Consider the following 12,983-nt stretch of genomic DNA (forward strand, 5'->3'; position numbering starts at 1 on the left):
GTTGGGGATACCCCCCATGCTAAAATCGACCGCTTCTTCCCTCTCAAAGTCACCGATGCAATGAACATCGTGATCCTCGCGGCAGGCATGGGCAAACGCATGCACTCCGCACTGCCGAAAGTACTCCATCCTCTCGCAGGCAAGCCGCTTCTCTCGCACGTCATCGACACCGCCCGCAGCCTTGCGCCCACGCGCCTCGTGGTCGTAATCGGCCATGGCGGCGAGGCCGTGCGCGCAGCCGTGTCCGCGCCCGACGTGCAGTTCGCCGTGCAGGAGCAGCAGCTCGGCACCGGCCATGCGCTCGCGCAGGCGCTACCGCTCCTCGACGCGAATCAACCCACGCTCGTGCTCTACGGCGACGTGCCGCTCACGCGCACCTCCACGCTCAAGCGCCTGACCGACGCCGCGGCCAAGGCGGGCGACAAGGCGGGCTACGGCATCCTCACCGTGACCCTCGACGATCCCACCGGCTACGGGCGCATCGTGCGCGGCGCGACCGGCGAGGTGCTGCGCATCGTCGAGCAGAAGGATGCGAACGACGACGAGCGCCTCATCGACGAGATCAACACCGGCATCGTCGTGACGCCCACCGCGCCGCTGGCGGGCTGGCTCGCGTCGCTCGGCAACGACAACGCGCAGGGCGAGTACTACCTCACCGACGTCGTGGAAGCGGCCATTGCCGCCGGCCATCCGGTCGTGACCGCGCAGCCCGAGGCCGAATGGGAAACGCTCGGCGTGAACAGCAAGCAGCAGCTCGCCGAACTCGAGCGCGTGTATCAGCGCAACGCCGCCGACGCATTGCTGGCGGCCGGCGTCACGCTCGCGGACCCAGCGCGCTTCGACCTGCGCGGCTCGATCAGCTGCGGGCGCGACGTGTTCATCGATGTGAACTGCGTGTTCGAGGGCGCGGTCACGCTCGCGGACAACGTGCGCATCGGCCCGAACTGCGTGATCCGCGATGCCGTGATTGGCGCGGGCACGCGCGTGGATGCCTATACGCATATCGAGAGCGCCACGGTGGGCGCGCAGGCCGTGCTTGGGCCCTACGCGCGCCTGCGTCCGGGCGCACAGCTCGCCGACGAGGTGCACGTGGGCAACTTCGTCGAGGTGAAGAACGCGAACATCGGCCTGGGCTCGAAGGCCAATCACCTGAGCTACGTCGGCGATGCCGACGTGGGCGCAGGCGTGAACATCGGCGCGGGCACCATCACCTGCAATTACGACGGCGCGAACAAGCACCGTACCGTGCTTGAAGACCATGTGTTCGTGGGCTCCGATACGCAGCTCGTCGCGCCGGTGCGCGTGGGCCGCGGCGTGACCATCGCGGCCGGCACGACCATCTGGAAGGACGTGCCCGCAGACACGCTCGTGCTCAACGAAAAAACCCAGATCGCGAAAACCGGCTACGTTCGGCCGGTGAAGAACAAGCGCTGATAGACAACTGAACGGCGGAACATCGCGGGCGCAGTGACTCCATCGGGCGCCCCGTCTCTCATTGCAAAGGATCGAACTCCATGTGCGGCATCGTCGGCGCAGTTGCGCTTCGTAATATCGTCCCCGTTCTCATCGAAGGCCTGCGGCGGCTCGAATACCGCGGCTACGACTCGTGCGGCGTGGCCATCGTCACGGCCGCAGGCCCGCAGCGCATGCGCAGCGTCGCGCGCGTGGCCGAGCTCGAGGACCAGGTGCGCGAAGCGCGCTTCGAAGGCGTCACGGGCATTGCGCACACGCGCTGGGCCACGCACGGCGCACCCACGGTGAACAACGCGCACCCGATTTTCTCACGCGACACGCTCGCAATCGTGCACAACGGCATCATCGAGAACTACGAGTCGCTGCGCGAGACGCTGCGCGGCAAGGGCTACGAGTTCGTCTCGCAGACCGACACCGAAGTCATCGCGCACCTCATTCACAGCCTCTACAAGGGCGATCTGTTCGCCGCCGTGCGCGAGGCGGTGCAGCAGCTCGCGGGCGCCTATGCGATTGGCGTGGTGCACAAGGACCAGCCGCACACCGTGGTGGGCGCGCGCGCGGGCTCGCCGCTCGTGGTGGGCCATGGCGAGGGCGGCAACTTCATCGCCTCGGACGCGCTCGCGATCGCGGGCAGCGCGAAGAGCATCAGCTATCTGGAAGAAGGCGATGTGTGCGAGATCACGCTCGAGGGCGTGCGCATCGTCGACCGCGCGGGCAAGCCCGCCGAGCGCGCGGGGCGCGACGTGCAGGCCTATAGCGGCGCGGTCGAGCTGGGCCCGTATCGCCACTACATGCAAAAGGAGATCTTCGAGCAGCCGCGCGCGATCTCCGACACGATTCCCGCCGATGCCGCCTTCGATCCCGTGCAGTTCGGCGAGAACGCGGGCGAGGTGTTCAGGGGCATCGACAGCATCCTGATTCTCGCGTGCGGCACGAGCTACTATGCGGGCCTGACCGCGAAGTACTGGCTCGAGTCAGTCGCGAAGATCCGCACCGAAGTGGAGATCGCAAGCGAGTACCGCTACCGCGAGTCGGTGCCCAATCCGCGCGCGCTGGTGGTGACGATCTCGCAGTCGGGCGAAACCGCCGACACGCTCGCGGCGCTCAAGCACGCGCAGTCGCTGGGCATGGAGCACACGCTGGCGGTCTGCAATGTAGCGACGAGCGCGATGGTGCGCCTCACGGAGCTCAAGTTCCTCACGCATGCGGGACGCGAGATTGGCGTGGCGTCGACGAAAGCGTTCACGACGCAGCTGGTGGGCCTGTTCGTTCTTGCAGTGACGCTGGGCAAGCTGCGCGGCCACGTGAATGCTCAGCAGGAGGATGCGTACCTGAAGGCGCTGCGCCACCTGCCGGCGGCGCTCAATGGCGTGCTGGCGCTGGAGCCGCAGATCATCGCGTGGTCGCAGGAGTTCGCGCGCAAGGAAAACGCGCTGTTCCTCGGGCGCGGGCTGCATTACCCGATCGCGCTTGAAGGCGCACTCAAGCTCAAGGAGATCTCGTATATCCACGCCGAGGCGTATCCGGCCGGCGAACTGAAGCATGGGCCGCTCGCGCTGGTGACGGAGGCGATGCCGGTCGTGACGGTGGCGCCGAACGACGCGCTGCTGGAGAAGCTCAAGTCGAACATGCAGGAAGTGCGCGCGCGCGGCGGCCATCTGTACGTGTTCGCCGACGCGGATACGCATATCGCCAGCGAAGACGGCATCCACGTGATCCGCATGCCGGAACACTACGGTCTGCTCTCGCCGATCCTGCACGTGGTGCCGCTGCAACTGCTCGCGTATCACACGGCCTGCACGCGCGGCACGGATGTGGACAAGCCGCGCAATCTCGCGAAGTCGGTGACGGTGGAATAAGCGCGTGGAATGAGCGGTGACGTTTCACTGACACGTCCATCACGAGGCCGGATGCTCAACGAGTGTCCGGCCTTTTTTACGTGCGGCGATTTGAGATCCCGCTTCACATTTGACGGAAGGCGTCAGTGCGTCATCTGAAGCCTTTCAAGACAGTAATCTTCGCGTCGCGTCGCGTAGAATCGCTCGGGGTCCTGAGAGTCCTGGTAACGGGCCCGTGAATGATTGCGGAGAACGGTGGTGAAATCACGCGTAGGGGTGAAGCGCCTGATCGGATATGGATCCGTGCTGATTGCCGGCATGGGTATCGTCATAGCGGCCACGGTATCGGGCGAGGGCCGTCAGGATGACGTCGATGCAGCCATCGACACGACTCGCACCCTGGCTACGGCAAAGCCCGCACCTGTGGCGCGGGCTGTCGCGGCGGCGACCGTCGCCCCGCCGAGCGCCGCTGCATCTTCCATGACCATGCCGGACGCGATCCGTGCCATCCAGAATGCGGCCACGACGAAGTGGACCGCCAATGGAACTCAGGAGCCCCACGCAGGCGAAACTTCGCCGGCGCTGCCCGACGGATTCTCTTTCGATACCGCCGCTACCCCGGCCTCCGCCCCCAAGATCTGCACCACGGCAAAGCGGATCATCTGCGCCGACAAGACCACCTATGTGGCTACGGCCTATATCAACGGGGCGCCGCAGTTTTCTTTCCCCTTCCGCCCCGGCGATGGGCGAGGCGGCAGCTTCGCCACCGGGGACGGCCATGGGCGAATCGACTGGAAATCACGCCATCACGTCTCCAGTCTTTATGGCACCCCCATGCCCTATGCGATGTTTATCGCTTGGGACAAGGATTCGCGCAGAGGCCAGGCATTTCACCTCTCCTATGATTTCCAGCGCGAAGGTTATGACGGCTTTAGCCACGGCTGCATGGGCGTCGGCTCCGAGGCCGTGATGCAACGGATGTGGGAAACCTTCAAACCGGGCGACAAAGTCTACACATACCGCAGTTGACGCAGCGGCTTAATCGTCGTCGTCTTCGCGATGGTGCTTGTACCAGCCGCGATGACGGCCGTGGTCGCGCCAGCGGTGGTCCCAGCCGTCATCTTCGCTGTAACCATAGCCGTAGCCATAGGCGGGCGCAGCGTAGGCCACAGGGGCCTGCTCGTAGACCACCTCCGGCGGCGCCGCGTAGACCGGCGCCGGGACGCCCAGCATCACGCTCAGGTCGGTATGCGCCGACGCCTCGCCGCACGCCGCCGCCAGTGCCACGCCGAGAGCGGAAAGAATCAGTGCGCGTTTCATGGTGCTTCCTCGTCTTTTGTATCGTGTGTCCGGGCGCAGCGAGGCGCCCGCGGATGCCCGGATACTAGACACTGGAATCGCTCCAAGGTGAAACGGCATGCGCTCTGCTGTAACCGTCTGTAAAAAACCGGTTGTGCCCCGTTTGCTCCCACGGGTTCCGCCGCCTCCTGACGCAAGCCCGAATGCACGGTCATAATGGCTCCGATCGAATTCAGGAGATGAAAGTGGCCGATTTTGAGCAAGTCCGGCAACGACCGGGTCAGCAACGCGCGCAGCAGGCCCGCTTGCCTCGCCTGTATGTGTTCTCGGGCGCGGGGCTCTCGGCGGAAAGCGGCATTTCGACGTTCCGCACCGGCGACGGTATCTGGACGCATGCGAGCATCGACGAGGTCTGCAATTACCACACGTGGCGCCGCAACCGGCCCGCGGTATTTCGCTTCTACAACCAGCGCATCGCCGAATGCTCGGGCGCGCGCCCGAACGAAGCCCACCGCCTGCTCGCGCAGTGGCAAAACACGTGGGGCACCGAGCGCGTGCATCTCGTCACGCAGAACATCGACGACCTGCTCGAGCAGGCCGGCGCGCGCCAGGTCACGCATCTGCACGGCGACATGATCTCGCTGCTCTGCACCGACTGCGACTACCGCTTTCCGAGCGTCGGGGCGAAGCTCGATCCGGGCGCGGCCTGTCCGTCGTGCGGCCAGGTGGACAGCGTGAAGCCGGGCGTCGTGTTCTTCAACGAGGCCGCGCCCGAATACCAGACGCTCTGGCGCATTCAGCAGGCCATGACCGACGACGATCTGTTCATCGCCGTTGGCACGGCGTTCGAAGTCATTCCGCCCGAGCGGCTGCTGCCGCCCACGCGCTATGGCTGTTACGCGCGCAATATGCTCGTCGACCCCGCGCCGCAGCGCACCGAGTTTTTCGGCGTGGTCGAGCAGGAGCCTGCGACCGTCGGCTTGAGCAAGCTCGAACCCGCCATCGAGCAGATGATGGAAGGCAGCTGACGCAGCCGCGATCTGGATCGCCACGAGGGCGTGCTGGCTGAACGGCTGCACGCCCTTTTTGTTGCTTGCAGTTACGAAGGTTCCACGAACCATGAACATATCGAAGCAGATCGTCGGTTATCTGCGTTCGCGCTCGCTCGTGCTCGCGAGCATCGAAACCGGCACCGCCGGAGCCATCACGGGCATGCTCGCCGATGCGGCAGGCGCTGTCGGGTGCCTGGATATCGGCGTCGTCGCGCATACGCGCGCGGCTTTGGCGGGGTTGCCCGGCGCAGCGGGCAGGGCGCAGCCCGATGAGCCGCTTGCCCGTGCGCTGGCCGAAGCGTTGCTCGCGCAACGCGCCGGACATGCGAACGTTGTGCTTGCAAGCATTGGATGGCCGGCGCCGGAGCAGGAGGGCAGGGCGAGCGTTGCGCATTGCTTTGCATGGGCGTGCATGCAGGGACCAGGTGGTGTCCGCGAGCGAGACCGTGCTCTTTTCGGGGCGTCGCCCGGAGCTCCGGCGTTCTGTTGCGCGTCGTGCGTTGCTGGGACTGCCGCGCTTTGTCGAGGCGTATGCATGCTGAGGCCGCATCTGACGGCGCGCGTTATTCAATAAGAGTTATGAATTTATATATGTATACGTAGTAATAGTTAACAAGCCCTGGCATTTCCTGTGGATAACGCGGTATTTCTTATTCGGTTCAATTCGATGCAATCCGGACAGGCATGCGGACAATTTCTGTATGCATTTCGAACTGCGCGGATAACTTTTTGGCCTTTGATGAACAGCCGGGAGTTATCAAGAAGTGATCCACAGATCATTCGCCAGGTCATCCCCAGCTTGTCCAGAGCCTGGAGTGGATAACCTGGGGGGCGACGTGATATCCACACCATCGTTGAAGGCAAAAAAAACGCCGCCCGAAGGCGACGCTGTTTGGCGATGAAGATTCGCAGGCCAGTGCGGGAAACCGCATTAATCCGATGAATCGAGCAGACGAAACCGGCGTACGCTTTTTAGCGCGTATTCACGCGGATTCGGTCGCCTGGGGCTCGCGCGCATCGACGCGTTCGCGCGCGGTTGGCAGCAACTGGCAGGCAAGCAGCCCTGCGAGCATCAGAGCGCAACCCACGAGCGCGCGAGTGCTGAGCGTCTCGCCAAGCGCGATCCAGCCCGCGAGCGCCGCGAACACGCCTTCCATGCTGAAGATCACCGCGGCGTGCGAGGGCGCCGCGTCGCGTTGCGCGACTACCTGGATCGTGTAGCCCACGCCCACGGAGAGCGCGCCGCCATAGAGAATGGCGGGCGCCGCACGGACGATGCCGGCGAAATGCATGGGCTCGATCGCCACGCCGATGACGAGACAAACCAGCCCGCAGACGACGAACTGCACGATCGAGAGCAAGAGCGGGTCATGGCGCGGCGCGTAATGGCCCACGAGCATCACCTGAATGGAGATGACGAGCGCGCAGCCGAGCTGATACCAGTCGCCGTACATGATCGAAAAATGCTCGTTGATGCTCAGCAGATAGAGTCCGGCCGTCGCGAGAGCCGCGCCGATCCATGTGCCGGGGCCGGTGCGATGACGCAGCAGCACGCCCAGCAAGGGCACGATGACGACATAGAGCGAGCTGATGAACCCGGCATTGGCGATCTTCGTATAGCGCAAGCCGATTTGCTGCAACGAGATGGCCACGGCGAGCACGAGCCCGAGCACCGCACCGGAGCGCAGCAACGCGGTATCGATTCGGGGCTTGTAAACGTGGTCGGCCTGGTCGAGTCCCTGGCGCATGTGCTGCAGCCGGTACATCACGGCGACAAATGCCGATACGACACCGGCCCCGAGCAGGAACCGCAGGCCGGTGAAGAGGAATGGGCCGATGGCGTCGAGGCTCAGTCGTTGGGCGACGAATGCGGAGCCCCAAATCATGGCGGCGGCCAACATCAGAAGATTGGCGCGCAGGTGGTGACTGGCGGGTTTCAAGCGGGATTTCAAGCGGGGAATTCTCGATTCTGGTGTGACTCTGCCATGGAGGCAGATCCGCAAGGCGAACATCCGTGCGAAACCTCGATCGTATCCGAATTGAAAGCAAAATGTCTCACCGAAAATACACTGGTCCAATTACGGATGACAAACGGCCTACGCTGCGTGATACTGCTTCGCGCGAATCGTCCGCCCAGATCGGCCAGCGGGCCGTTTCGCCCTACTGCAATGCTCAATTCACAACGTGCCGGTCATACCAGGTTTGGGGAACAATAGATGAAAAAGATTCTCGCCTCGCTCATCGCAGCATCCGTCGCACTGATTTCGGCTCAGGCTTTTGCTCAGGAAGCATCGGGTGCCGCTGCAGCAGCACCCGCAGCCAGCGCTCCGGCCAAGGCCAAGACCAAGAAGCAACACAAGACGCTCAAGCACCACGGCAAGCGCGCTCCGGTTGAGGAAGCTGCTTCGGCCGCCGGCACGAGCGGCAAGGGCACGGCGAACTAAAGCATTCGTCGGGCCGCGCGGCAACGGGCGCGGCAGGTGGAAAGAAAAAAGCCAGGGCACATGCCCTGGCTTTTTTGTCCCCGTTTGGGGTGCTTTATATGGCGCTTATTTCACGCGTCATGCGCGAGCCCGGCTTCGAGCAATTCCGTCAAAAGACCGGTCATGCCCTGCGGATGGCTTTGTGCGCGAACTTTCAGCTTTTCCACCAGATCGGCGTTGAGCTTGCACGCAAACGGCACGAGGCCGGCGGCCTGATCGAGCTTGCGCTGCTCGCGGCGGTCGAGCGCCGCTGGCGCCGAGTCCTTGCCGAAGCGGTCGGGGCCGGCCTTGTGGGTCGATTGCATCAGTTTGAGCGCCTTGTTTTTTTCAAGGTCGAATTTCTTCATGGCCATGGGTTCGGCTCCGAGGTTGGGCAGTGGCGCGCATTGTACGCAAACGCCCGCGCGCGTCCATCGCGGCGGGGCGCATCAAGGTGCCGCGCTGCCGTTGTGATTGCCGTTGACCTTGGTGTTGTCACGCACCTCGTCGATCAGCGCACGCATGCGCTGCCAGTGCGAACCCTCCCAGAATACCCGCTCGCAGACGTCGCAAGTGACGAAGCGCGTATGCCGCTCGAACACGCCGGCGGGCACGCGCGAGCGCACCTCCGCGCGCGCGATGTGGCGCAGGGGGGCGTTGCATGCGAGGCAGAGCCGGAACGGCCGCACGCTCGCAGCGAGATCGAGCCGCTCGAAGAGTTCGTGGAGCTGCGCGCGCGGCTTGAGCGCGCGCACGTAGCAGCCGTGAGTGATGCTGCGCCGCTTGAGCAGCTCGCGGTCGCGTGTAAGGACGATGCGGTGTTCGGTCAGGGCGAGCGATTCGATGGCGTCGTCGGCGAAATGGTTGTCGTAAAGCGTGTCGAATCCCACTAGCCGCAATAGCTGCGCGAGGCCGCCCAGATGGGCGTCGGCGATGAACCGCAGCTCCCGCAGCGGGCTTGCGCGCACGCGCAGCAAGGGCCGGATGTCGAGCGCCTCGAACTTCGGATAGACGGCCACGCGGTCGCCATCCGCGAGCGGATGATCGAATCCCACCGATTCGCCGTTCACGAGGATCAGTTCCACTTCGGTGTGCGGCACTCCGAGCGCTTCGATCATGTGCTTTGCCGTGGCATCGCGCGCGCACGCGCAGCTGAACGCGCGCCGGCGCAGCGGCCGCGCGAGAAAATCGTTCAGCTCCTCGTAGAAGCGGAAAGTGGCGGTGACCATGGCGCCAGTATCGCACCGGCGCGTGCGCCGGGTGGTGCCCGGATGTGCCGCAAGATGCACTGCGGCGGCGGGCGTACTGTGTTCTACTCGCGTTTTTCACCACGAGGAGCAGGCGATGGATATCGGCTTTATCGGCCTTGGAGAAATGGGGGCCGTGATGGTCGCGAACTTGCTGAAGGCCGGGCACACGGTGCGCGTCTGGAACCGCACGCCGGCGAAGGCGCAGGCGCTCGCCGACGCGGGCGCGCGCGTGGTCGCGTCCCCGGCCGAGGCGTTCGGCGGCGACGCCGTGATGTCCATGCTCGCCGACGACGCGGCGCTGCGCGAAGTGTTTGACGCCGCGCTGCTCGCGCACGCGCCTCGCGGTCTCGTGCACGTGAACATGGCGACGATTTCGGTCGCGCTTGCCGAGACGCTCGCGCGCGAGCACGCGGAATTGGGCCTGCACTATGTAGCGGCACCCGTGCTCGGCCGGCCCGACGTCGCCGCGGCAGCGAAGTTGACGATCATCGCGGCGGGCGCCGCCGAAGCCATCGACCGCGTGCAACCGCTCTTCGACGCCATCGGCCAGAAGACCTGGCGCATCGGCGCGCTGCCGCAACAGGCGAACGTGATGAAGCTGGCCGCGAACTTCATGCTGGCGGCGGCAGTGGAGGCGCTCGGCGAGGCGGCGGCGCTGCTGGGCGGCCACGGCGTGGCGATGCGCGATTTCCTCGACGTGGTCACGGGCGGGCCGTTTCCGGGACCTGTTTACGCGGGCTATGGCGGCATGATCGCGGAGGGTCGCTACGAGCCGGCGCAGTTCAAGGCGCGCCTCGGCCTGAAGGATGTGCGGCTCGCGCTGGAGGCCGCCGACGCGGTCGCGACGCCGATGCCCGTCGCGAGCGTGCTGCGCGACAGTTTGCTCGATGCCGTTGCACACGGCGACGGAGAAAGCGATTTCGCGGTGCTCGGCAAGGTTGCGGCGCGCCGGGCGGGGCGTGCTTGATCGGCGCGGTCAAAATCCTCGGGGCTCGCGCGCTGACGCACACAGCGAGGACCGGCGCGGGGGGATAATGTGAGACGAATAAGGCGCTTGGGCAAGGGTTGACGGCAAGGCTCCGCGCCACGCGAGCGTACGGGGAACGATGCAAATCAGTGGAACCAGTGGGAATGGAGACGGCGGATGGAGACGCGCATCCTGATCGCCGATCATGACGAGAAGTCGCTGGCAGGGCTCGGCACGTTGCTGGCCGACCTGCACTACGCGACCGCCATGGCGAAAACACTCGACGCCGCTGCCGAAGCCGCTGCGCGTTTCGTGCCGGACGTGGCGATCGTCGCGCTGTCGCTTGCACCCGATGGCGAGCCGGCCGCTCTCGTGCAGCGTCTGCGGGAAGCCTGCGGTGCGCGTGCGCCGCTTTTGATCGCGCTGAGCGGCTGGGGCGAGTCGCGCCACCGCGACGAAGCGCTTGCTGCCGGCTTCGACGTGCATCTGGTGCGCCCGGTGGGACTCGACCAGTTGACGTTCATTCTCTCGATGGTTTCCCAGTAGCGGCTGCCGGGGTTTCTCACGGACATCCCGGCCCGTTCCTGCAGGCCGTGGGCTCGCCGCGCGGACCTGTGGATTCCTATCCGGGTAATCCTGATCGTCATTTCTGTTGTTTATTCACAACGTTCAGGGTCCATACTACTTTACATGTTGCATCGCACCAAGTAGTTCGATATACTTGGTTCTGTCTCCTCCATGTCTCCTCTGATATGGATTCAGCCCGCCAACCATGGCGGGCTTTTTTTTGCCTGTGCATTTCGCACAACGCCTGCACAAACAAAAAGACCCGACACTTCGCAGTGCCGGGTCTTTTGCTGTTATCCGCCGCCGGGGATGCTGGATGGCTTGTCCGCAGCCTCAGCCCTTCAGCCCGGTGTCCTCGGCCGCGCCGATCGCAAGGTTCATGCACTGAATCGCCGCGCCCGAAGCGCCCTTGCCCAGATTGTCCAGCCGCGCGACGGTGACGAACTGCTCGTCGTTGCCGAACACGAACAGGTCGACGCGGTTGGTGTCGTTATTCGCCTGGACATCGAGCGCGCCCGAGTCCAGATTGGCCTCGGCGTCGAACGGCATCACGCGCACGAATTTTTCGCCGCGGTAGTACTCGGCGTAGAGCGCCAGCACGTCTTCGGGCTTGGCGCGGCGCGCGAGTTGCTGCGGCGAATAATAGGTCGTGACCGCGAGGCCCTTGTAGAACGGGCCCACGATCGGCGTGAACACGGGCGCGCTTGTCAGGCCGCCGTGAAACGCCATTTCCGGCAGATGCTTGTGCGTGAGGCCGAGCGCGTAGGGGCGCGGGCTCATGAGCTTCGCGTTGCCGCCGGCTTCGTACTCCGCGATCATCTTCTTGCCGCCGCCGCTGTAGCCGGTGAGCGAGTAGGCGTGCGCCGCGAAATCGGGTGCCACGAGCCCAGCCTCGACGAGCGGGCGCATGGCTAGCACGAATGCCGACGCGTGGCAGCCCGGCACGGCGATGCGCCTGGCGCTGCGTACGCGCTCGCGCTGCGCGCGGGTCAGCTCAGGCAGGCCGTAGGCCCAGTCGGCATCGGTGCGGAAGGCCGTGCTCGCGTCGATGAGCACCGTGCGCTCGTTTTCGACCAGCGACGCCGACTCGCGCGAGGCGACGTCGGGCAGGCACAGGAAGGTCACGTCGGACGCGTTGATGAGGCGGCGGCGTTCCTCGACGTCCTTGCGCTTCGCCTCGTCGATCCGCAGGATCTCGACGTCGGCGCGCTGCGACAGGTATTCGAAAATCTTCAGGCCGGTCGTGCCTTCCTGTCCGTCGACAAAAACTTTCGTGCTCATCTCGGTCTCTCTGAAACTCGGGGATTGCGGGCGCTACCCGCCGCGCCAGCGAGGGTAGCCGCGCGGCGCTCACTCATGCGGCGCCGGAACGGTATTTTAAGACCGTTGGCCGCCCGACGTGCGGCGGCCGGCGGAAAAAAATCGGGAGGAACCCGTATCAAGCCGTGGCGGCCCGTCCGGCCAGCCAGCGGGCCGTAACGGCGGCGATGCGCGCGCCGAACGCCCGGGCGGTTTCGAGATCGCCGGCGGGCGGCGCTTCATCGGGCGAGGCGTCGGCGGGCGATTGCGCGAGCAGGCCCGTGAATCCCCCCACGAAGTTCAGGTCGTTGCGCATGGCCGCCTTCGTGTTCGAGGGCATCATGCCGGTGCCCGACCAGATCATGCTGTGCTGCATCGCGAGCGTCACGAAATACTGGATGGTGGAGAACTTGTCGCCGTTCATCGTGGCGGAGTTCGTGAAGCCTGCGGCGATCTTGTCCTTCCATTTTTGCGTGAACCAGGCTTTGGAGCTTGCGTCGGCGAACTTCTTGAAGTCGGCGGACGGCCCGCCCATATAGGTCGGCGCGCCGAACACGATGGCGTCGGCGGCGTCGAGCTCGGCCCAGCCGGCATCGTCGATCTCGGCGACCGCGAGCAGCTTCGCATCTGCGCCCGCGTTTTGCAGCCCGGCGAACACGGCCTCGGCAAGCTTTTTTGTGTGGCCGTAGCCGCTGTGATACGCAATGACGATTCGAGACATGTACGACTCCAGCAGAAAGGTTGAACGACGAAAGGGGCGCTGGGGTTGCGCCGGG

14 protein-coding genes are annotated in these 12,983 nt (G+C 64.9%); 8 read left to right on the top strand and 6 right to left on the bottom strand.

Annotated features, from left to right (window positions below):
* The first annotated feature begins 60 nt into the window (after positions 1–60).
* The 3 genes from glmU to PWP93_RS13750 all read left to right on the top strand — a co-directional run bounded on the left by glmU (position 61) and on the right by PWP93_RS13750 (position 4,340).
* On the top strand, positions 61–1,434 hold the full coding sequence (gene glmU / locus PWP93_RS13740; RefSeq protein WP_421044848.1) for a bifunctional UDP-N-acetylglucosamine diphosphorylase/glucosamine-1-phosphate N-acetyltransferase GlmU: 1,374 nt from the start codon (positions 61–63) through the stop codon (positions 1,432–1,434).
* Between the two features lie 80 nt (positions 1,435–1,514).
* Positions 1,515–3,332, top strand: a complete 1,818-nt coding sequence (gene glmS, locus PWP93_RS13745; protein WP_421044849.1) for a glutamine--fructose-6-phosphate transaminase (isomerizing) — start codon at positions 1,515–1,517, stop codon at positions 3,330–3,332.
* A gap of 255 nt (positions 3,333–3,587) precedes the next feature.
* The gene (locus PWP93_RS13750; protein ID WP_421044850.1) at positions 3,588–4,340 is read left to right on the top strand and encodes a L,D-transpeptidase; all 753 of its coding nucleotides are present in this window, start codon (positions 3,588–3,590) and stop codon (positions 4,338–4,340) included.
* A gap of 9 nt (positions 4,341–4,349) precedes the next feature.
* Here PWP93_RS13750 and PWP93_RS13755 read toward each other — a convergent pair whose 3' ends face one another.
* A complete protein-coding gene (locus PWP93_RS13755; RefSeq protein ID WP_421044851.1) occupies positions 4,350–4,631 on the bottom strand; it encodes a hypothetical protein in 282 nt (93 codons plus the stop codon).
* 224 nt (positions 4,632–4,855) lie between these two features.
* On the opposite strand from PWP93_RS13755, the gene PWP93_RS13760 reads away from it, so the two are divergent.
* Together PWP93_RS13760 and PWP93_RS13765 are read left to right on the top strand one after the other, a co-directional pair.
* Positions 4,856–5,638 (top strand): SIR2 family NAD-dependent protein deacylase, encoded by a 783-nt coding sequence (locus PWP93_RS13760; protein WP_421044852.1) that lies wholly within the window; start codon positions 4,856–4,858, stop codon positions 5,636–5,638.
* 91 nt (positions 5,639–5,729) lie between these two features.
* Positions 5,730–6,236 (top strand): CinA family protein, encoded by a 507-nt coding sequence (locus tag PWP93_RS13765; protein WP_421044853.1) that lies wholly within the window; start codon positions 5,730–5,732, stop codon positions 6,234–6,236.
* A gap of 409 nt (positions 6,237–6,645) precedes the next feature.
* Here PWP93_RS13765 and PWP93_RS13770 read toward each other — a convergent pair whose 3' ends face one another.
* Entirely contained in the window at positions 6,646–7,563 is a 918-nt protein-coding gene (locus PWP93_RS13770; protein ID WP_421045093.1) for a DMT family transporter, read from the bottom strand.
* Between the two features lie 315 nt (positions 7,564–7,878).
* On the opposite strand from PWP93_RS13770, the gene PWP93_RS13775 reads away from it, so the two are divergent.
* A complete protein-coding gene (locus PWP93_RS13775) occupies positions 7,879–8,106 on the top strand; it encodes a hypothetical protein (protein WP_421025284.1) in 228 nt (75 codons plus the stop codon).
* A gap of 110 nt (positions 8,107–8,216) precedes the next feature.
* Here the strand turns inward: PWP93_RS13775 and PWP93_RS13780 are convergent, their stop codons facing one another.
* Both PWP93_RS13780 and PWP93_RS13785 read right to left on the bottom strand, forming a co-directional pair.
* On the bottom strand, positions 8,217–8,498 hold the full coding sequence (locus PWP93_RS13780) for a hypothetical protein (protein ID WP_421024955.1): 282 nt from the start codon (positions 8,496–8,498) through the stop codon (positions 8,217–8,219).
* Between the two features lie 75 nt (positions 8,499–8,573).
* Positions 8,574–9,353 carry a Mut7-C RNAse domain-containing protein gene (locus PWP93_RS13785; RefSeq protein ID WP_421044854.1) on the bottom strand — a complete coding sequence of 260 codons (780 nt, stop codon included), beginning with the start codon at positions 9,351–9,353 and terminating at the stop codon, positions 8,574–8,576.
* On the opposite strand from PWP93_RS13785, the gene PWP93_RS13790 reads away from it, so the two are divergent.
* The gene (locus PWP93_RS13790) at positions 9,352–10,341 is read left to right on the top strand and encodes an NAD(P)-dependent oxidoreductase (RefSeq protein ID WP_421044855.1); all 990 of its coding nucleotides are present in this window, start codon (positions 9,352–9,354) and stop codon (positions 10,339–10,341) included. The two genes, PWP93_RS13785 and PWP93_RS13790, sit on opposite strands and share 2 nt — an antisense overlap.
* Positions 10,342–10,518: 177 nt before the next feature.
* Positions 10,519–10,887, top strand: coding sequence for a response regulator (locus tag PWP93_RS13795; RefSeq protein ID WP_421024952.1), 369 nt, complete (start codon positions 10,519–10,521; stop codon positions 10,885–10,887).
* A gap of 354 nt (positions 10,888–11,241) precedes the next feature.
* Here PWP93_RS13795 and argC read toward each other — a convergent pair whose 3' ends face one another.
* Positions 11,242–12,189, bottom strand: coding sequence for an N-acetyl-gamma-glutamyl-phosphate reductase (argC, locus tag PWP93_RS13800; protein WP_421044856.1), 948 nt, complete (start codon positions 12,187–12,189; stop codon positions 11,242–11,244).
* Positions 12,190–12,346: 157 nt separating this feature from the next.
* Positions 12,347–12,928: a flavodoxin family protein gene (locus tag PWP93_RS13805; protein WP_421044857.1), complete on the bottom strand. Its 582-nt coding sequence runs from the start codon at positions 12,926–12,928 to the stop codon at positions 12,347–12,349.
* Positions 12,929–12,983: the final 55 nt, after the last annotated feature.

Source organism: Paraburkholderia sp. A1RI-2L (assembly GCF_048957375.1).
In the GTDB taxonomy this organism is placed as follows: Bacteria; Pseudomonadota; Gammaproteobacteria; order Burkholderiales; family Burkholderiaceae; genus Paraburkholderia.